The sequence below is a fragment of the Streptomyces sp. NBC_01717 genome (genome assembly GCF_036248255.1).
Classification (GTDB): Bacteria; Actinomycetota; Actinomycetes; order Streptomycetales; family Streptomycetaceae; genus Streptomyces.
The window spans coordinates 46,353-66,741 of record NZ_CP109178.1; the positions used below are offsets into that span (position 1 = coordinate 46,353).

Genomic DNA, 20,389 nt, shown 5'->3' on the forward strand with positions numbered 1-20,389 from the left:
AGCGGCCGGTGCACCGCGTGTTTGCTGGTCTCCGCTCCTGCGGCGAATGGGCGGGGTCGCCGGCTGCGGCCCCGCCCATTCGCTTGCTGTGTAGCGTGACGTCAGCGCAGGCCGAAGGCCCGGGTGATCGTCTGGGAGACGGTGTTGCCGGCGCGGTCCCGGGCGGTGACCCGGAGTGTGGCGAAGCCGACGGACTTCGGCGCGTGGAGGCCTGTCCGCCACCCGGTGCCACTGCGGCTCAGGTCGGCCCGCTGCCAGGTCTTGCCGTCATCGTAGGAGACCTCGAGCGAGGGCTTCCCGATGGCGGCCGTCGTGCCCGGCAGGTGCGAGGCGGTCACCGTCAGCTTGGCGTGCCGGTCCGCCCGGCCGGCCTTGTCGGTGTCGACCCCGTAGTCGAGCTGGATCAGCGGCAGGGCCTCGACCGCGTCGGCTCCGGTGGCGGCAGAGGTGAAGTTCCACTCGGTCAGCGTGTGCTTCGAGTACGGGTTGGTCCAGGCCGCCCGGTCGTTGTCAACCACCAGCCGGTAGGGCAGCCGCTCGGGGGCGAGCCCGGTAACCGGCAAGTACTCGGAGTTGCCCCAGTCGAGTTGCCGGTCACCTTGGTAGAGCGACATCCAGTCCTTGACCTTGAAGTTGGCGCGGGCCTCGCCGACGTGGCCGGAGCCGGAGTCGCCCCAGCCGGGTGCGGGGATGTAGACCCCGTCGAGGTAGCGCACCGGCTGGTAGCCGATGGGGCCCATCCGGGGGCGCTGGATCGGCCCGAACCAGGAGACCTTGGCAGTCTTCCCGGCCGGGTAGCGCAGCACGTCCATCGCGTGCTGCCCGGTCTCGCTCAGGATGAAGGCGTCGTCCAGCCAGCTGGCATCTGCGGTGACCCAGTCGGTCCGGTCGCCCTGGGCGGGAGCGGTGAGCTGGTTGCCGACCGCCCAGCCCCGCCAGATGTCGGGGCGGAACTCCATCGCCTTGCCCTGGCGGTGGTTGCGGAACGAGACGTTCACCTTGCCCAGCTCGCGCTGCGTGACGCGCCAGGTCGGGTCGGCCGGTACCGCGCCGGACCAGTGGTGCACCACGTCGTAGAGGTAGTCGGTGGTGGGGTGCGAAGTGACCTTCAGCTTGTCCTCGCCCCGCTGGAGCGCGGCGATCAGGTCGGCGCCCTGGTCGGCATTGAGCGTCGCCACCGTCAGCGGGGCCGGGCTTTCCGGGCTCCAGGGATTCTCGTCCCAGGGCTGCATGCGGCCGATGCCGTCGTTGACGACCAGCAGCATCTGCGCGCCCGCCGCCGCGGCGGCCTCCGCCTGAGCCTGGATTGCGGCCGGGTCGCCGCCGCGCACCACCACGGCCTTGCCGCGCGCGTTGTGCCGGGCCAGCTCCTGGGCCGTACCCTCACCGGCGTAGACCGCCGTCAGCGTCCGGGTACCGGCCGGCAGCGGCTTGGCCCCGCGCTTGACCAGCGGGTCGGCGTAGCTCTTCGACTTCGTGCCCACGGTCAGCGCCGGCTGCTCCATGCGGAAACGGGCGCCGAACTCGAACTCGCCCTCGGTGACCTTCTTGCCCGTCGGCAGCGCCCAGATGCTGTCGTAGGATGGATCGGGCGTCCTGGAGGACTCGAACAGGCTGTCGCTGAACGACCGGTGGACGTCCAGGCGCGGCGCGACCGGGGTGGTCTGCTGCGGCACGCGGGCCGAGACCTGACGGGTCTTGCGGCCGTCCAGGGTGACGGCCCGGTCCCGGTCCAGCAGGACGTCGTTGAAGGCGAGCAGCGCCACACCGCGCGAGTGCGGGCCGTTGGCGCCCTGCACGTCGGCGATGAGCCAGCCGCTGTAGCTGCCGACGGGCAGCCGAGCGGTGCCGGTGCCGGATGCGTCGAGCTCCATCACCGTGAAGAGGTGCTCGGCGGTCAGGAGGACCCGGCCCTCCAGCGGCTTGCCCGATCGGTCCTTGGCGGTGATGGTCAGGGTCTGCCGCTGGCCCTCGTTGGCGGCGCCGATCAGGGTCCGGGCCCGGACCGTTCCGCTGCTGTCCGTACCGGTGATCATACCGCTGACCGACTCGTCGGACGGCAGCTTGTCCAGGTTCGCGGTCAGGGAGACGGAGGTGTTGCCGTGCGCGGGAACGGTGACCCGGTTCTCGGAGAGGGTGAACAGCCCCGCCGGGGCCGCCGAGTCGACCGCCAGGTCCAGGCTGACCGGGGCGTCGCCGACGTTGGTGTACGTCACCTTCTGAACGTCGGTCTCCCCCGGCTTGCGCGGCCAGGCGTGGAGACCGGAGTAGGCGCTGGCGGTCGCGAAGACCGAGGTGTGCACCGCGGCAAGCGCGTCCAGCCGCCCGGCGCCCGCCTCGTACGCGGTGTACGACGGGGTGGCCTTGGCGCTGCTGACCAGCGCCTCCTTCAACTGCGCGCCGGTCCAGTCCGGGTGGGCGGCGGCCAGCAGCGCGGCCGCGCCCGCGACGTGCGGCGTGGCCATCGACGTGCCGCTCATCGTGGTGTAGTAGCCGGTGCCACGCACGAAGTGGGAACGGGCCGCGAGGATGTCGACGCCGGGGGCGGTGATCTCGGGCTTCAGCCCCAAGTCGCCCCCACGCGGGCCCGTGCTGGAGAATTCGGCGAGCTGGTCCGCGGAGTTCACGGCGCCGACGGTCAGCGCGGAGTCCGCGGCGCCCGGGCTGCCGATGGAGTGCGGGCCGCCGTTGCCCGCCGCGATCACGAACAGCGCGCCGGTCTCACGGCTGAGTCGGTCAACCGCCTGGCTCATCGGGTCGGTGTGGTCACCGCCGCCGCCCAGGCTCATGCTGATGATCCGGGCCTGGGCGTCGCGGGCGGCCCATTCCATGCCCGCGATGATCCAGGAATCCTGCCCCGAACCCTCGTTGTTGAGGACCTTGCCGATGTCCAGGCGGACGCCGGGGGCGACGCCCTTCTCTTTCCCGTCGGAGGCGTTGCCGGTGCCGGCGATCGTCGAGGCGACGTGGGTGCCATGGCCCACGTAGTCGGCGACATCCTCGTTCGGGACGAAGCTGGCGCTGGCATCGACCTGCCCGGCAAGGTCGGGGTGTTCGGCGTCGATACCAGTGTCGAGCACCGCGACCTTGACGCCCGTGCCGGTGTTGCCCTCCGCCCAGACCTTCTGCGCGCCGATCTGCGCGGTGGAATCGGACAGGTCGGCCTTCACCTTGCCGTCCAGCCACACCTTGGCGACACCGCCAGCGAAGGCAGGGTGCGCCGACCGGGCGGCCGCGCCGGAACCGCCGGTGAGCGCGGACCAGAACGCCGGTGCCTGCTTACGGTTCTGCACGACGGCCGCGCCCTGAATGCTCTCCAGCGGGCGCACGACGGTCGAGCCGGCCACCTTCGGCTGGGTCCGCGACTTCGCGGCCTCTTCGGTGTACTTGAAGATGAGCGGCAGCCGGGCGGCGTGCGCGTCGTCGTAGCCGTCGGCAATCAGCCGGGTCACGTTGAACAGCCGCCTGTCCAGCGTCCCGGCGCTGACGTACGGCAGCACGGAGTCGGGGTAGACGTACGTCGATCCGTCGATGACGGCGCGATGGAAACCTGTGCTGGTTCCGTCGGCGCCTTCGAAGGACCGGATCTCGGTTCCGTCGACGGCGGTGCCAAGCGTCACCTTGTCACCGGTGATCAGGGTGACGGTGTGTTTGCTGCCGTTTCCGGGTGACCGTTGTGCGGCGTCTGCAGGCGGCCCCGAGGTCGCCTGGTCCGCCGATACGGCGGCGGTTGCAGGTATGACCCCGAGTGCCAGGGCGGCGATCACGGCGAGCGCGACCGGTCTGGGCCTGGGGATATGAACCTTGGGCAACGGGACTCCTCAAGCGCTGTGAAGAGGGAAAGATGCTTGATCGTCCGGCCCCCTTCAACCGTGCTCAAGAGGCTTACGCTGTCCAACTTGTGCCATGTCTCACTTGTGTCACCACTGGATAGCTAGCCTGGGTGAAATCCCTGCTCAACAACGCCCGAGAGGTCGCTTTTCTCCCCGGTGCTCTGTCCTGAAATCGGCTTTCGTTCGTTGGTGTCGGGTCGCGCCAGGAGTTGGTTGCTTCGCGTATGCGGCGACGAGCCATGAGTTCGGTCATGGCAAGGTGGATCACGGCTTCGGAGCGGACTCGAAGGGTTTCGTAGGCGCGAGCAGACCGGCGGTGAAACACCAGCCAGCCCAGGGTGCGCTCGACCGCCCAGCGCTTCGGAAGTGAGGTGAAACACTTGGTCGCGGGCGGTCGCTGAACGCTTTCAATGTCGGCCGAGGGCGGCGGCGTGCTCGACGAGGTGCTGGCGATAGCCGCCGTACCCCCAGGCCTTGCAGATCGTGGGATGGGACGCGGCGACCTGCTCGACCAGGCGGGTTCCGGCAATCGAGTCCGGGACACTTGCTGCAGTTACCAGCATGGCCAACTTCTTACCGGCGTCGATGCACTGGCGGGCGGCGGGAACACTGGTGGAAGTCTTGATGTTCTGCGCGTCGATCACGCAGGCCGACGGTTCGGCGCCATGTCCTTCGCGCTGCCGTAGAAGCGTTCGCACCAGGCGGGTACGGCCACGCTCTTGCCCGAGGCCCTCATGATCGGGGTCGAGCCGGCGTAGGCCTTCAGGCCCCTGGTGCCAGCGAAGCGGGATCGGTCGTCGCCGCTCTCAGCGAGCACCCGGGCGCCGAGAGCGCGGAGCCCGGGGAAGCTGGTGATGATCTCGGCGTCCGGGTGCTTCTCAAAAGACTCCGCTGCGGCCTCGGCGAGGTCGTCGGTGTTGGTGCAGGCGGCCTCCAGTTGCCGCAGCGCGAGCATCTGACTTCCCATGGCCTGCTCGACCAGTGGGAGTTGCCGCATCAGCACGGCGCGGTCGGCCTCGGCCTCGGCCTCGAGGGTGTTCTTGCAGCCAGCCTTCTCCGGCAGGGCCCGCAGCTGGGGGCGGTGGAAAAAGCCTCCTCGAATGGCTTTATCGAGCAGTAGTGACGTCGCTTGTCGATGAGTTTGGGAGGTGCCCATTTCCACAGATGGGTGATGTCGACGAGTTCGGGAGGCACCAGGGTTCTTGCCAGGGCAGCATCGAGGTGCTCCTGGTGAAAGGCCCTGGTCATGCCGCAGATGTCGAAGGTCGAGCTCTACGCGGCGATCCGGCGCGACCATCGCGGCGGCATGTCGATGCGGGAGCTTGAGCGCAAGCACGGCGTGACGTGGCGGACGGTCCGGAAGGCGTTGGACTCGTCCTGGCCGGAGCCCCGCAAGAAGCTGCCTCCCCGAGCCACCACGCTGGATCCGTACAAGCCGGTGATCGACGAGATCCTGCGGGCGGATCTGGACGCGCCGCGCAAGCAGCGGCACACGGTCACCCGGATCTTTCACCGGCTGGTCGAGGAGCACGGGGCGGACGTCTCCTACGGTGTGGTGCGCTACTACGTTGCCGGCCGGAAGCCGGAGATCCTGGTCGAGTCCGGCAAGGCGCCGCTGGAGGCGTTCGTCCCGCAGACTCACCTGCCCGGTCACGAGGCGGAGGTCGACTTCGGTGACGTGACCGTGCGTCTGGCCGGCGAGCTTGTGACCTGCTACCTGTTCTCCTTCCGGCTGTCGTACTCGGGCAAGGCCGTCCACCGCGTGTTCGCCTCCTGCGGCCAGGAAGCCTTCTTCGAAGGCCACGTCCACGCGCTACGGACCCTGGGCGGGGTCCCGCGCACCAAGGTCCGCTACGACAACCTGAAAGCCGCCGTCGCCAGGGTGCTGGGACAGAGCCGGGGAAGAGTTGAGGCCGACCGCTGGATCGCCTTCCGCTCACACTTCGGCATTGAAAGCTTCTACTGCCGGCCCGGCATCGAAGGCGCGCACGAGAAGGGCGGAGTCGAAGGGATGATCGGCTACTTCCGCCGCAATCACTTCGTTCCCGTCCCCGAGGTCGCATCGCTCGCTGAGCTGAACGAGATGGTCGAACAGTGGGACCGGCAGCACGACGCCCGGCGCATCGGCTCCAGGCCCAAGACGGTCGCGGAGTACTTCGCCGTCGAGCAGCCGCTGCTCATGGCGCTGCCCGAGGAACCGTTCGAGACGGGCCGGCTGTTCACGCCGCGGGTCGATCGCTACGGACAGATCCCGGTCCGCACCAACCGCTACTCGGTCCCGATCCGGCTGATCGGCAAGCGCGTGCGGGTCGTGCTGCACGCCTCTCATCTGGTGGTTTACGACCAGAACGTGGAAGTGGCCCGGCATGAACGGCTGATCGCGAAGGGCGCCGTCCGCCTGGACCTGGACCACTACCTGGAGGTCCTGGTCCGCAAGCCCGGCGCCTTCCCCGGCTCCACAGCACTCGAACAGGCCCGCTCGGCAGGCAGGTTCACCCCGGTCCACGACGCCTGGTGGGACCAGGCCCGCAAAATCCATGGCGAGCGGGACGGAACCCGGGCCCTGATCGAGGTTCTCCTGCTGGGGCGTCATCTGCCGCACGAGCACGTCGTCGCCGGCCTGGCTGCGGCCCTGCGGGCCGGGGCGATGACCGCGGACGCGGTCGCTCTGGAAGCCCGCAAAGCCGCCCAGGCGGAGACCGAGCCCACCCCCGCAGCGGACCGGCTTGTGTCCGGCGAGCCGTCGGCGACGGTGACGTCGCTGCACGAGTGGCGGCTCGCGCATCTTCCTGCGGACACCAGGCCGCTGCCCTCGGTGGCCCCCTATGACCAACTGCTCCGACGCCGCCGCACCAGTGGCAGCGACCACCGTGAGGGAGAAGCACAGTGACCCTGCCCCGCCAGCGAGGCTTGACCGAACAGGCCGCCGACGCCGCCATCGACAGCGCCTGTCGGCTTCTGCGGCTGCCGTCGATTCGCAACGAGTTCTCCGAAATCGCTGACCGGGCGATGAAGGACCAGATGACCTACCGGGGCTTCCTCGCTGAGCTGCTGATGACTGAGTGCGACGATCGGTCCCGTCGCCGCTCTGAGCGGCGGATCAAGGCGGCCGGTTTCCCGCGGGAGAAGTCGCTGCGGGCCTTCGACTTCGACGCGAACCCGAACATCGACGCGGCTACCATCCACACGCTGGCCAGCTGTGAGTGGATCAAGAAGAGCCAGCCGCTCTGCCTGATCGGCGACTCCGGCACGGGCAAGTCCCACATGCTCATCGCCCTGGGCACCGAAGCGGCCATGAAGGGCTACCGCGTCCGCTACACACTCGCCACGAAGCTGGTGAACGAGCTGGTCGAAGCGGCCGACGAGAAGCAGTTGAACAAGACCATCGCCCGCTACGGCCGCGTCGACCTGCTCTGCATCGACGAGCTCGGCTACATGGAACTCGACCGCCGCGGCGCTGAACTCCTCTTCCAGGTCCTGACCGAACGCGAGGAAAAGAACAGCGTCGCTATCGCCTCCAACGAGTCCTTCGGCGGCTGGACCAAGACCTTCACGGACCCCCGCCTCTGCGCGGCCATCGTCGACCGCCTCACCTTCAACGGCACCATCATCGAAACCGGCACCGACTCCTACCGCCTCGCCACCACCCGAGCACGAGCCGAAGAGCAAGCCAACGTCAGCTGACGTCCGACGACTCTGTCTCAACGTTCGCCGCCCTCCCTGGGCGGCGAGCCGTCCGCCACGCTGGTGCATTCACCGACGTCCCCGGCGACTACCTGCTGTCGCAGGAAAGGGTTGAAGTCCGGCGCCAAGCACCTGCAGCCGTCAACAATGTTCGTATGACCATCACCTCGCAGGCCCGCTCGTTCGACACGGCTGCCGCCAGCTACGCTGCGAACCGTCCTTCATACCCGTCCGAATTGCTCGACGCGGTCGAGGAACTCACCGGCCGCCCATTGGAGGGCGCTCGCGTCGCCGACGTCGGGGCCGGCACCGGACTGGCGACGATGCTTCTCCGGGCCCGCGGTGCGAACGTCATCGCGGTCGAGCCCGGCCCCGGGATGGCCTCACAGTTCCGTCTCAGCCTGCCCGATGTCCCTCTTGTGATCGGGGACGGCAACAACCTGCCGCTGGCCTCCGCCTCCGTCGACGTCCTCACATATGCCCAAGCCTGGCACTGGACCGATCAGCGCAAATCCGTTCCGGAAGCTCTCCGAGTCCTACGCACCGGTGGTGCACTCGCCCTCTGGTGGAACGACTCAGACAGCACCATTCCTTGGATTGCCAACCAGGATGCGCGCTTGCGCCGACTTTTCGGTGCCGACGACAGCCCTCACGACCCCATGGCACGGTTCCGCGGACTGCCGTCCGAGGTCAGCTTCGTCCATCGGCACGTGCCGTGGACCCGGAGTGTTCCGCTTGACATGCACCTCGCCAACCTCGCCAGCTACTCCGACTTCCTCGTCCTCGGCAAGGAAGCAACGAACACTTTTATTGCCAAGGAGCTCGACCTCCTGACTGAGGTCTTCCCGAACAGGATGGTCGAGGAGCACTACGTCGTCAGCTTGGCTGTCACCACCTGCTGACACAGCGCTGCAACACGTTGGCGACCGCCAGCGGACAGAGGTGCCGTCAATTCTCGTGAACAGACATGGCGGGGCTGGGCACTCACTGCTGCTCAAACAGATCGACAAACGCTGTCGCTGGAAGTGAACGAAGCCACTCGAAGGACTCGTCCGCGAACAGCGGGCCGAGCGCTTCACGGACGCGGACAGCCAGCGTCCCCTTCGGACCAGCGAAGCCGATTTGCGGATTTCCCGACGGAGTCCTCAAGGCCGAGGCATCCCCCGGGTATCAGGTGAAATGGAGCGGCGGGTGCCGGGGTTCACATCCCCTGGCACCCGCCGCGGTAACGTCAGACCGTCGCGCTAGCGATCCCTGGCTCCGCGGTGCAGGTAGGCGCGGACCACGGTCTGCTGGACGCTGTTGCCGGCGGCGTCCGTCGCGGTCACCCGCAGTGACACATACGCGTCGCCGTGTATGTACGACGGCCGCTCCACGGTGGCGGTGAACTGACCGTCACTGCCGTCCTTCACTGTGCGTGCCGTGGTCCAGCTCTTCCCGTCTTCGTACGACGCCTCGACCTTCAGCTTCACCCCGCGTGGGACGGCCATGCCGTCCTGCATACGGGCGGTCAGGCCGACAGTGTGCGTACGCGCCGAGCCCACCGCGTTCTGCGCGTCGACCGGTACGTCGTAGTCGAGCTGGAGCAGCGGCAGCAGGGTCGCGCTGGCCGCGGTGTCCGAGTGGAACGTCCACGACGTGCGCGTCTGCGTGGCGAACTGCCAGTCGTCCGAGTCGCGAGCGGTCGCCAAGTCCAGCCGGTATGCGGCGTTGCCCGCGGGCACCTCGAAGTTGCCCCACGCGCCGTTGTCGGACTCGGCGATCTGCTCCCCGTTGCGGTACAGCACCGCTGCGGTCGTGTCGTGCGCCATGTCGCTCACCGTGGCCGCCCCGGCGCCGCGGAAGTCGCCACCCAAGTCGGGGGCAAGCTCCGCGAATGACCAGTGGCCCGTGCCGGAGTCGTTAAACTCCGGCACGTACACCGACAGGGTGTCGCCGTGGCGCTGCGACTTCAGGGACCAACCACGCGGGATCGACGGGCGGACCACCGCTCCGAACCACCGCTCCGTGGCGCGCTGGCCGGGCTGATAGGTGTGCGGGGCGTCCTGCGACCCGGCCGTCAACGGCATGTCGGCGGCCCAGACGACATTGTGGTGCACGACGTGCTTCCACAACGTGTCCTCGTCGCTGCTCACGTACTCGACGCGCTCCCGACCCACCGGAACGTAGCGGCTGTACTGGTTCAACGCGGTGTCCTCGTGCGGCCGCCAAGCGAAACGCTGCTCGCTCGTCCACTCCGAGGCTCCGGTGCGGGTGTACGTGGCTCGGACCTGCGCGCTGTTCTGTTCTGAGACGGTGTAGACCATCTGCTGGGGGATGGAGCCCTTCGAGACCGGCATCACGTCGTACAGATACGGGCTGCGCACTGTGCCGGAGAACTCCACCGTCGTGGTGCCCTTCTTGATGCGCTCCAGCAGGGGCGCCCCGTTCGTCCAGTTGGTCCGCATGGAGGGCAGGTCCAGCCGGTCACCGTCCGGCTGCCACCGGGTCCAGGCGGAGCCCCCAACCGGTTCCCACGCGAACAGCACCGCCTTGGCCCCTGCGGCCGCCGCGAGTCGCGAGAATCCGATGTAGCCGCCCTGCGGATACGTGTACCGTACGACGGCCAGTTTGCCGCGCACATTGCTGAGGTCGGGCACCGTCACCGACCCGGCGTCCACGGCGGTCAGCCGCGCGCCCTGGTCCCCGAAGACCGGGGAGAACGGCTCATAGCGGGGGGTGAATCCCAGTGAGCTGCCGGAGACCTTCGCCTGCAGTTGCGGGGCCACCATCTGCCAGCGCGAGTGGTACTCGAAGGTGCCGTCGGTGACCGGAGCGGTGGGGCTGACGTAGAGGTGATTGACGACGTCGAAGTACATGGCGCCGAATTGCAGGCTGTGACCGTCGATCTGGCGGTAGAACATGGTGCTGATGGTGCCGTGCTGCTCGGCGGGGCGGGGCGTGCGGATCTTCACCTCGGTGACCTTGGTCGCGTCCAGCGTCACCGTTGTGTCCTTGGTGACCTTCACCTCGGGGACGACGATCTCGCCCACCTCGTCGCCGTCTATGGTGTCGTCGGTGAAACGGGCATTGAGGTAGTACGTGCCCTCTTCCACGACGGCGACAGCCGCGTCCCGGTCCGTGTAGCCCACGAACCCGTCGGAACCCCAGATGTTTGGCAGCGCGCCGGGCACGACCTTGCCCTGGCGGTCGCGGTAGACCACGGTCAGCCGGTGCTGCGGGGCGTGCACCACGAGGGAGACGGTGGTGTGCGCGAGGACGGCACCGTCGGCGGACTTCGCGGTGACGTATCCGTAGAAGCCGCCGCGGACGGCGTGCGTCGCGTCGGTGCGCAGCGGCACCTCGGCCGTGGCGCCGGGGGCCAGCTGGACCGTGTCGGAGCCGAGGCTGACGACCCCGTCGGGGAGCGCTTTCCCGTTCTCGGTGGTCAGGTTGACGGCCAGGGAGAGGGTGAGCGGGTGGTCGCCGGTGTTGGTGTAGTGGACGGTGGCCGCCTGCCGGGCTCCCTGTGTGTCGCCGATGTGGAGCGGGGCCAGGGTGACGGAGCCGGTGGCGGTGACCGGGCCCATGGCGGTGGCCAGGTCGATGCGGCCGCCGCCTTGCTCGGTAACCTTGGTGCCGGGCACGGTGTGCGCGGTGCTGGTCAGCGCGTCCTTGAGCTGCTGCGCGTTCCAGTCCGGGTGCTGCTGGGCCAGCAGTGCCGCGGCGCCGGCGACGTGCGGGGTGGCCATGGAGGTCCCGGACAGCGAGACGTAGTTGGCGTCGACCGGGTCGCCCAGGGTGGTGCCGGCCGCGCGGGCGGCGACGATGCCGACGCCGGGGGCGGTCACGTCGGGCTTGACCGCACCGTCACCGAAGCGCGGGCCGCGGCTGGAGAAGGGGGCGAGGGAGTCGTCGCGGTCGACGGCCCCCACGGTCAGCGCGGCGTCGGCCGCGCCCGGCGTGCCGACCGTCGACTGGCCCGGGCCCGAGTTGCCCGCCGCGATGACGAAGAGCGTGCCGGTGGACGCGGTCAGGTCGTTGACAGCCTGGCTGAGCGAGTCAGTGCCGTCGGTCTCCATGTTCGCGCCGAGGCTCATGTTGACGACCTTGGCGTGCTCGCCGGCCGCCCACTCCATGCCGTCGATGATGCCCGACTCGTAGCCGCCGCCGTCGTCGCCCAGCACCTTGCCGATCAGCAGGTCGGCCTTCGGCGCCACGCCGCGCCGGGTCCCCCCCGACGCAGCGCCGGTGCCGCCGACGATCGAGGCGACATGCGTGCCGTGACCGAAGTGGTCATCGGTGTTGCCACTGTCGGAGAAGTCCTTGGACTCCGCGATGCGCCCGGCCAGGTCCGGGTGGTTCGCATCGACGCCGGAGTCCAGCACGGCCACCTTCACGCCCTGGCCCTCGTAACCGGCCTTCCAGGCGGTCGGCGCATTGATCTGCGCGGTGCTGCGGTCCAGCATGGCCTTGACCTTGCCGTCCAGCGAAACCCTGGGGGTGACCGCGGCACGGGCAGCGTCCGACGTTCGGCCCGGGTTCAGGGTCTTCCAGAACGTGCCCAGGTCGTGGTCGGCTACCCGCAGCGACCGCGCGTGAATGCTCGCCAGGCTACGGGAGGGCGTCTCGGCCGCCTTGAGCGCCAGCAGCCGGTCGGCAGTGGCCCCGGCGGCCTTCGCCGCCTGCGCGGTGACCCTCGCCCCGACCCGTGACGGCAGCGGCGTCGAGGAGACGATCAGCGGCAGTGTGGAGGTGTGGGCCTCGTCGTAGCCATCGGCGATCAGCGCCGTCACGTTAAACAGCCGCCGGTCCAGGGTGCCGGCTGTCACCAACCCTTGGGCGTCGAACGGAAGCACGGTCAGTGCCTTGTCGTCCCCCTCCAGGGTCTGGAAGGGGATGTGCTCGCGCCCGGGGCCGGGCTGCACCGACGCGGTGTGCCGTCCGCCGGGCAGCGTCGTCACGGTCACCTGGTCACCGGTCACCAGCCGCACGGTCGCGGAGCGAGCCCCCGGCACGGCGGCGGGACGAGTGGGGGTCCCGGTGGCTGCCGTCTGCGCTGCGACTGCGGCCGGCACGGCGCCTGCGACCAGGATCAATACTGTCGATATCGCCGCCTTTAGGCGGATTCTAGACATCAGTGAGACACCTCTCGTATGGCTGGGGGCAGTCGGGCTGTGATCAGGAGCACTGATCCAGCTGGGATGGGGCGCGCCGGTCAGAAGGTGAGCTTCCAGCTGTTGATGTAGCCGCTGTCCAAGTGGTAGGCGTCCTGGACCCTCAGCTTCCAGGTGCCCTTGGCGGTCTCGCTGGAGGCGTTGACGGTGTAGGTGGCATTGACGTTGGCAGCCGAGTCGAAGCCGTCGGACTTCTTCAGCCGGTACAGGCTGCCGTCCGGGGCGACCAGGTCGATGACCAGGTCACCGCGGTAGGGGTGGACGATGTTGACGTCGACCTTCAGGGCGCTCGGCGCGTTACCGGCGCGACCGGTGACGTTGATGTTGGAGTACACCGCGGCGCCGGCGTCCGGGATGGGCACGTCGGTGGTGTTCGCGAAGACGTTGCCGCCGATGGTGGAGACCCCCCACTCGAAGGTCGCCGAACCGGTGACGTTGGAGGAGTCCTTGGCCGTGACGGTCACGGTGCCGAGGCCGACGGTGGTCGGCGTGCCGGAGATCAGGCCGGTGCTCGCGTTGATCGACAGGCCGGCCGGCAGGCCGGTGGCGGAGTAGGTCAGCGCTCCGGGGTTGTTGCTGCCGGCCTGGATCTGCAGGCTCGCGGGGGTGTTGACGATCGTGTTCTGGGCCGCCGGCTTGGTGACCGTGACGCGGGCGACGACGCCGATGGCGGCCCAGGTGTCGGCGACCGTGTTGTAGGTGGCGCTGCCGGCCCCCCACAGATCGGCGGCAGCCTGCAGGGTCTGGGCGCGGGCGCCCGAGTAGTCGGTGGTGGAGGTGAAACGCTCGCTCAGGGCCTTGTACCAGAGCTTGGCGGCGTTGTCCCGGCCGATGCCGGGCACCGACAGACCGCCAGCGGTGGGGCTGTTGTAGCTGACGCCGTTGATCACCTTCGCGCCGCTGCCCTCGGACAGCAGGTAGAAGAAGTGGTTCGCCGGGCCGGAGGAGTAGTGCACGTCGAGGTCGCCGATGCCGGAGTACCAGTTGTCGGGCGAAGTGCCGTCGCGCGAGGGCTTGTCCTGGTAGCGCAGCGGGGTTCCATCGCCGTTGACGTCGATCTTCTCGCCGATGAGGTAATCGCCGACATCGCTGGCGTTGTTGGCGTAGAACTCGACCGAGGTGCCGAAGATGTCCGAGGTCGCCTCATTGAGGCCGCCGGACTCACCGCTGTAGTTCAGATTCGCGGTGGCGGCGGTGACGCCGTGGCTCATCTCGTGACCGGCGACGTCGAGCGAGGTCAGCGGGTGGCTGTCGCCGCTGCCGTCACCGTAGGTCATGCAGAAGCAGCCGTCGTCCCAGAACGCGTTGACGTAGGCGTTGCCGAAATGTGTGCGCGAGGAGGCGCCGACTCCGTCGTTGCGGATGCCGTTGCGGCCCATCACGTTCTTGTAGAAGTCCCAGGTCTCCTGGGCGCCGTAGGCGGCGTCCACACCGGCGGTCTGGGCGTTGGACGGGAGGCCGTTGCCCCAGGTGTCCGTGGAGTTGGTGAACAGGCTGCCGGTGCCCGAGTCGCCGTGGTTCAGGTCGTACGTCGCGTGCCCGCCACGGGTGTTGTCGGTCATGCTGTATGTCGAGCCGGACAGCGTGGTCCCGAGGGTGACCTGGCCGCTGTACTCGCTGTTGCCGATGCCGGTCTTGATCCCTTGGTACTCGAAGAGCTTGGCGCCGGTCTTCGCGTCCGTGATGACGTGCAACTGGCTCGGGGTGCCGTCGTCCTGCAGGCCCCCGACGACGGACTCCCAGGCCAGCACCGGTGCGCCGGAGGCCGCCCAGACCACCTTGCGGGAGGTGTCGACGGCCGGGCTCGTGGCGCCCTCGGCCTTCGCACGGCCGATCGCGAAGCTCTCGGCCGACGCAGCGGACCGGGTCGCAGTGGTGCTCGGCACGCTGATGGTCGCGTTGGTGGCCTTGTCGGCCCCCTTCAAGGTCCCGTCGGCGGCCGTGTGCACGACGAGGTCGCCGCCGAGGACCGGAAGGCCCGCGAACGTGCGCTCGTAGCGGGTGTGCACTGTGCCGTCGGCGTCCTTGAGGACCGACTTGGGGATCAACTGCTCCTGGGCGCCGAGGTGCAGCGACCGGGCAGTGGCCGCCCGGCCAGCCTTGGCGGCCCCGAGTAGCTCCGCGCGCTGCGCGGAGGAGAGCTGGACGGGCAGGGCGCCCGCTCGGGGCTGGACACGCACGGCGCTGTGCGCGTCAGCGGCGCTGGCCGACGCGCTGCCGGACGAGGCGGCGACGGCCAGCAGCGCGGCACTGGCTATGAGCGCGCCGGTGGCAACTGTCTTGCGGGGAGATCGTCTCACTCGGACTCCTTCTGCGGCGGCCACGGGAGAGCGGCCGGTGACAGTCCGGGCAGGCGGGGTTTGATGCTGCCCGGTTAGAACTGATGGTGTGGGTGGGACATGCGTGGCCGTTGCGTCGAAGGCGATCACTGCGCAGTGAGACTTCTTTCGCACAGCTGGGGTGCAAACTTTCGAAATAGTTGGCTAACGAAGCAAGAAATGTCACTGGCCACGGGTGTCGTAACTGCGACATGTCTCAACGGCGACACGCGCCGCCTGCGCGCTCGCTACGCTGTCAGCGCGACATGGATTGTCAGGAATTTGGTGTGCGCCTGGCATCACCGACTGCCCCATGCTTCGATCAAATGACCTAGTTATTGGATGAGGCGTGGCGCATGACATCGTGACTTTGACCAGATGTCACATGCGGTGATCTGGGCGGGAATGTCGCACTATCTCCGCCGTCAACTGGATCCAAGTCATCAGAGAAACACCTTTCGTTCAAAGGGGGCGGTGTCCGCCCGAAAGAATCGGCCGATGAAGCAGCACTTGTCACTGACAGCGTGTCAGTCCCGGGCTCTCGGCGACCGTTGCGCCGGCACGCTCGACCATCGCTCGCTGGGACGGCGGGGGATCATGCGGTCGTCGGCGGCGACCAAGTACCACTGGGCTTGGTCCGCCCCGCGGGCTCACTGACCGCGCCGTTGAGGGCTTCGAGGCCCCTCGGGACCTGCGAGTCAGCCGTGGACTGCGCCTGCGGGAGGTCACCGGCGAGGGAGGCCTGGAACTGGTCGGTCCAGGAAGAGATAGCCGTTCTTGGGCGGAAGGATCGGCGGGACGAGCGCGCTGGGCGGCGGGCCGGCGATTAGCGCGCCGACCTTGGGATCCTGGCCGGCTTCGGAGATCACAACACTGCCGTAGGAGTGCCCAGCCGGGCGAACAGACCATCCTGCTCCGCGATGACCTGAAGGGTCGCCGCGACGTCCCCGGCGAGGGAATCGGTCGGGTTCTGCACGAGGCTGACTTTGTAGCCCGCGCTCACGAAGCGCTCGTGGACGCCCTGCCAGCCGGATCCGTCCACGAATCCGCCGTGCATGAGAACCACGTTCCGTACTGCATGTTGCGCTGTCATGGTGATGTCCCCCATAGGGAATTCCCACGTTCTTCGGACGCATTCACCGTATGGATTCGTCGCCTGCGCGGCTTCGGTTAGATGACTTAGACGGTGTCCTGGGTGGTGAGTTTGAGGAAGCGTTTGTAGCAGCAGAGGGCACGCCGCCGCCCCCAAGGCCCCTGTCCGCGGTCTCCACCGCGGACAGGGGCCTTTCGTCAGCCGCCCGCTGTCGCTACTTCAGGCCGAAGGCGCGGATTACGGTCTGGCTCACACTGTTCCCCTTCGTGTCCCGCGCCGTCGTGCGCAGGCTCGCGAAGCGGGCCCGGGACGGCGCGTCGAGCTGCGCCTTCCAGTCGCCGCCCGACTGCCGCAGCGTCGTCCGGCGCCACGTGGCACCGTCGTCGTACGACACTTCCAGCATCACCGTGCGAATCTCGCCCGTGCCCGCCGCTCCCTTCAGGTGCGACGGGGTGACTGTCAGCCCGGTCCGCCGATGCGCATTGCCGGCCAGGTTGGTGGCCACCGCATAGTCGAGCTGCACCAGCGGCAGAGGCGTGAGAACCGTGTAGTCCGTGGTGCTGGAGGTGAACCCCCACTCGGTGCGGGTACGGGTCGAATACGGCCTGTCCGGCAGGTTCCGCTTGCCCTCCACCACGATCCGGTAGGGCAGCGGGTCCGGTGACACGTTCTCGACGGTGACGATCCGCTCGTTGACGTCCTCGCCGAGCAGTTCGTCGCCCTGGTACAGCGAGATCTTCGAGGTGTCGCCGTCGGCCCAGACAACGCCGGCGTGGCCGCCGGCGTCGCCCCAGGCCGGTACGGCGGAAGTGCTGATGATGTCGCCGGCCCGGAAGGGGGCCCGCCAGCTGATGCCGTCGTTGAGCAGTCGCGGGCGCTGGATGGGTGAGAACCAGCTCTCGCCGGTGGTGCTGCGCGGCTTGTACGAGCGCACCACGCCTCTTTGGCCGAGGTCGCTCATGCCCGCGCCGGAGACCCAGCGGACGCCGGTGCCCGCCGTGACCCACGACGTCAGCGTGCCCTGGGTCGCAACCGGCGTGGAGTCACTGAGCATGGGGCCGTTGAAGATGGCGGATATGTCATCGCGGAACTCGCGGGCCTCGCCCTGCTTGGTATCGCGGAACGACTCGTCGATCCGGGCCAGTTCGCCGGGGCCGGGCCGGTAGGACGGGTCGCGGGGGATCGCCCCGTCCTGGTGGCGGACCAGGTCGTACAGGTAGCGCGGATGCGGGTGAGAGACCACCTTCAGCGTTGCCATTCCGGGCTTGCGGATCCGGTTGAGCAGCCGTGCGCTGTCGTCGGTGCCGAGCGAGGCCACCGGCAGCGGGGCGGCGGCGGGCAGGTCGGCCCAGGGGTCAAACTTTCCGTAGCCGTCGTTCAGGATCAGCAGCTGCCTGGCGCCGGCCGTTGCCGCGGCCGCGGCCTGGTCCGGGGCGGGCACGGTGTCACTGCGGCGGACGACCGCCACTTGGCCGCGCACCTTCAGCTTGCGGAAGTCCGCGGCCGATCCGTTGCCGGCCCAGACGGCCCGGTAGGTGCCGGTGCCCTCGGGCAGCGCGCGGGACAGGCTCTGGATGACGACGTCGTCGTAGGTCTGCGAGCCGGAGGAGAACGTCAGCGGCGGCTGGACCTGCCGCCAGCGGGTCGCGAAGATGTACGAGCCCTTCGTCACCTTCGGCGTCGGGGTCACCCAGAGGCTGTCGTACAACCAGTACTCGGGCATGTAGCTGTCCATGAACGGAAACAGGTCGCCGTTCGTCCGGTACTGGTCGACCCTCATGAACTGGTTAGCGGTCGGCTGCGGGGTGAAGGCGGCCGCCCTGCGCAGCTTCGCGGCGTCGAAGCGGACGGTGCGGTCGGCGTCGAGGTCGATCTGCGGCGCGGAGAACATGGCGAAGCCCAGCGTGTGGGTGCCGTCGATCCCGGGAACGGCGGTGTTCATCCACGCCGAGTAGGTGCTCGGGGGCAGGCGCAGGCTCATGCGGCCCGAGGCATCGACCTCGTAAATCTTGGGCGCGGTGTTGCGCTCGACGTCCTTCAGAACGAGGGTGCCGGGCAGGGCGTCCCCGTGGCGGTCCTTCGCCGTGACTGACAGCGTGACCCGTCGCCCCTCCTTGTTCACGCCGACCGGCGTGCGGGTGAGGACCGTGCCGTCGGCACGGGTGGCAGTGAGCCGACTGGAGTAGGCGGCATTGTCCTCCGCCGCGTCGAGGTGGGTGATCACGCCGACGGTGGCGGTGCCGCGCGCGGGCACGCTCAGCTGCGAGTCGGTGAGGGTGAACACACCTTCGGGCAGCTGGTCCTGGCTCAGGGACAGGTCCACGGTGAGCGGCTCGGACCCGGTGTTGGTGTAGGTGACGTCCTTGCGGACGGTCTGGCCCGGCGTGTACGGGTAGTGGACCTGGGTGAACGCGGCCCCGGAGGCGAACAGCGTGGCCTTCACAGCGGCGGCGATGTCGAGCCGGCCGCTGCCGGCCTCGAAGGGGCTGAACCGCTGGGTGCTCGCGGTGGTGCTGACCAGGGCGTTCTTGAGCTGCTGCCCCGTCCAGTCCGGGTGCTTGGCGGCCAGCAGGGCCGCCGCGCCCGCGACGTGCGGTGTCGCCATCGACGTACCGCTCATCGTCTGATAGGCACCCTCCCCCTCCGCCGCGTACTGCGAGCGGGCCGCCAGCACGTTCACACCCGGGGCTGTCAGATCGGGCTTGATGGCATTGTCGCCCACGCGGGGGCCACGGCTGGAGAACTCCGCCAGCTGATCCACGCCCTTCCCCGGGCCGTTCACCGCGCCGACCGTCAGCGCGGCGTCCGCCGCTCCCGGGGCGCCCACACTGTACGGCGCGGGGCCGGAATTGCCGGCCGCGATGACGAACAGCGTTCCGGTCTCCTCGCTGAGCCGGTTCACCGCCTGGCTGAGCGGGTCGGTGCCGTCGGTGGGCCCGCCGCCCAGGCTCATACTGACGACCTTGGCGTGCTGGTCCCGGGCGGCCCACTCCATGCCCGCCAGGATCCAGGAGTCCTGACCACTGCCGTCGTTGTCCAGCACCTTGCCGATGTGCAGCCCGGCGCCCGGGGCGACGCCCTTCTCCTTGCCGCCGGACGCAGCCCCGGTACCGGCGACAGTCGAGGCGACATGGGTCCCGTGGCCCTGCCGGTCGGTGACGTCCTGCCCCGGCACGAAACTCTCCGTGGCCACGATGCGGCCGGCGAAGTCCGGGTGCGCGGCGTCGATCCCAGTGTCCAGCACCGCGACGTCCACGCCCTGCCCGGTGTCCCCGCCCGCCCAGACGTCAGGGGCCCCGATTTGCGCGGTGGTGTCGGACAGCGTGGCCTTGACCTTCCCGTCCAGCCACACCTTCGCGACCCCGCCCGCCAGCGTTCCACGGGCCGCGGCACCGGCGGTCCGCGCCTTGGCGGAGGATGCCGGAGTGCCGCTGAGGGAGGACCAGAAGTCCGCCGCCTGCGCGTGCTTGGCCGATATCGCCGCGCCCTGGATGCTGCTCAGGGCCAGGGTCGTGCCGGCGCCCTCGGGGACCTTCATGTTGCGGGAGCGGGCAGCCGCGTCGGTGTACGTGACGATCAACGGCAGATGGTCACTGCGCGCGTCGTCGTAGCCGTCCGCGAGCAGTTCGGTCACGTTGAACAGGTGCTCGTCCAGCGCCCCGGACGCGATGAAGGGCAACGCCGCGTCGGGATACACATAGATGTCGTCACCGACCGACATGACGTGCGCGCCACCGGTCCTGCCCTGCGGATCGGCCACCGACGTGACCGAGTGCCTGCCGCCGTTCGCGGTCACCGTGACCTTGTCACCGGTGATCAGCGTGACGGTACGCACAATCGCAGGACCGGCGGCGGAAGTCGCCGTCGGGAACGGGGGCGGCGGAGTGGCGTCGGCCGACGCGGTAGGGCCGGTGGCCGTCAGCACCACCAGCGCGGCGACGGCGGCTGTCAACCCGCGTCTGCGGGACGGAGGCATACGCAAGGGAACCTCATGAACTAGATGGGCAGCGGTCCTTGGCAGTCAGCCATCCCTTCGCATCACTGTAAAGTCAGCGCTTTGGCACTTCTGTGCCACGTCACCAAGTGGACATGGCGCAAGTCCACGCAATGATCCCCAAGCGGGACATGCTGCACGGTGCGAGGAGTTGCCGGATCCCCAAGGAGGCCCAACCATGCAAGCTGGCTGCCGCTGTCTTGCGCGGTACGGCCGGGCATGCCTCAACATGCAGTTTCCTTGGCCCTTTGACGGGTCGTCAGTTTAGCTGTCTTGCCGTCGTCGACTGCCCGGCTGGACGCTGCGAGCAG

General features: G+C 68.8%; 8 protein-coding genes and 2 pseudogenes. 3 read left to right on the top strand and 7 right to left on the bottom strand.

Going from position 1 to position 20,389, the window contains the following annotated elements:
- Positions 1-101: 101 nt before the first annotated feature.
- The 3 genes and pseudogenes from OHB49_RS00215 to OHB49_RS00225 all read right to left on the bottom strand — a co-directional run.
- Positions 102-3,812: a S8 family serine peptidase gene (locus OHB49_RS00215; RefSeq protein WP_329156886.1), complete on the bottom strand. Its 3,711-nt coding sequence runs from the start codon at positions 3,810-3,812 to the stop codon at positions 102-104.
- Positions 3,813-4,011: 199 nt separating this feature from the next.
- Positions 4,012-4,534, bottom strand: a pseudogene (locus OHB49_RS00220) (IS5 family transposase); the annotation flags it as partial.
- A pseudogene (locus OHB49_RS00225) lies at positions 4,534-4,914 on the bottom strand (transposase); the annotation flags it as partial. The pseudogenes OHB49_RS00220 and OHB49_RS00225, both read right to left, overlap by 1 nt.
- A 165-nt stretch (positions 4,915-5,079) precedes the next feature.
- On the opposite strand from OHB49_RS00225, the gene istA reads away from it, so the two are divergent.
- From istA to OHB49_RS00240, 3 genes are all read left to right on the top strand, one after another.
- Positions 5,080-6,723 (top strand): IS21 family transposase, encoded by a 1,644-nt coding sequence (gene istA, locus OHB49_RS00230; protein ID WP_443079460.1) that lies wholly within the window; start codon positions 5,080-5,082, stop codon positions 6,721-6,723.
- The gene (gene istB, locus OHB49_RS00235; RefSeq protein ID WP_329156888.1) at positions 6,720-7,517 is read left to right on the top strand and encodes an IS21-like element helper ATPase IstB; all 798 of its coding nucleotides are present in this window, start codon (positions 6,720-6,722) and stop codon (positions 7,515-7,517) included. Before istA ends, istB begins: the two co-directional genes overlap by 4 nt.
- A 155-nt stretch (positions 7,518-7,672) precedes the next feature.
- Positions 7,673-8,419 (top strand): class I SAM-dependent methyltransferase, encoded by a 747-nt coding sequence (locus OHB49_RS00240; protein ID WP_329156890.1) that lies wholly within the window; start codon positions 7,673-7,675, stop codon positions 8,417-8,419.
- Positions 8,420-8,761: 342 nt separating this feature from the next.
- Here OHB49_RS00240 and OHB49_RS00245 read toward each other — a convergent pair whose 3' ends face one another.
- The 4 genes from OHB49_RS00245 to OHB49_RS00260 form a co-directional block, all read right to left on the bottom strand.
- Complete coding sequence (locus tag OHB49_RS00245; protein WP_329156892.1) at positions 8,762-12,634, bottom strand: S8 family serine peptidase; 3,873 nt, start codon at positions 12,632-12,634, stop codon at positions 8,762-8,764.
- An 80-nt stretch (positions 12,635-12,714) separates the two neighbouring features.
- On the bottom strand, positions 12,715-14,973 hold the full coding sequence (locus OHB49_RS00250) for a M4 family metallopeptidase (RefSeq protein ID WP_329156894.1): 2,259 nt from the start codon (positions 14,971-14,973) through the stop codon (positions 12,715-12,717).
- 883 nt (positions 14,974-15,856) lie between these two features.
- On the bottom strand, positions 15,857-16,084 hold the full coding sequence (locus tag OHB49_RS00255; protein WP_329156896.1) for a hypothetical protein: 228 nt from the start codon (positions 16,082-16,084) through the stop codon (positions 15,857-15,859).
- A gap of 214 nt (positions 16,085-16,298) precedes the next feature.
- On the bottom strand, positions 16,299-20,060 hold the full coding sequence (locus OHB49_RS00260; protein WP_329166281.1) for a S8 family serine peptidase: 3,762 nt from the start codon (positions 20,058-20,060) through the stop codon (positions 16,299-16,301).
- Positions 20,061-20,389: the final 329 nt, after the last annotated feature.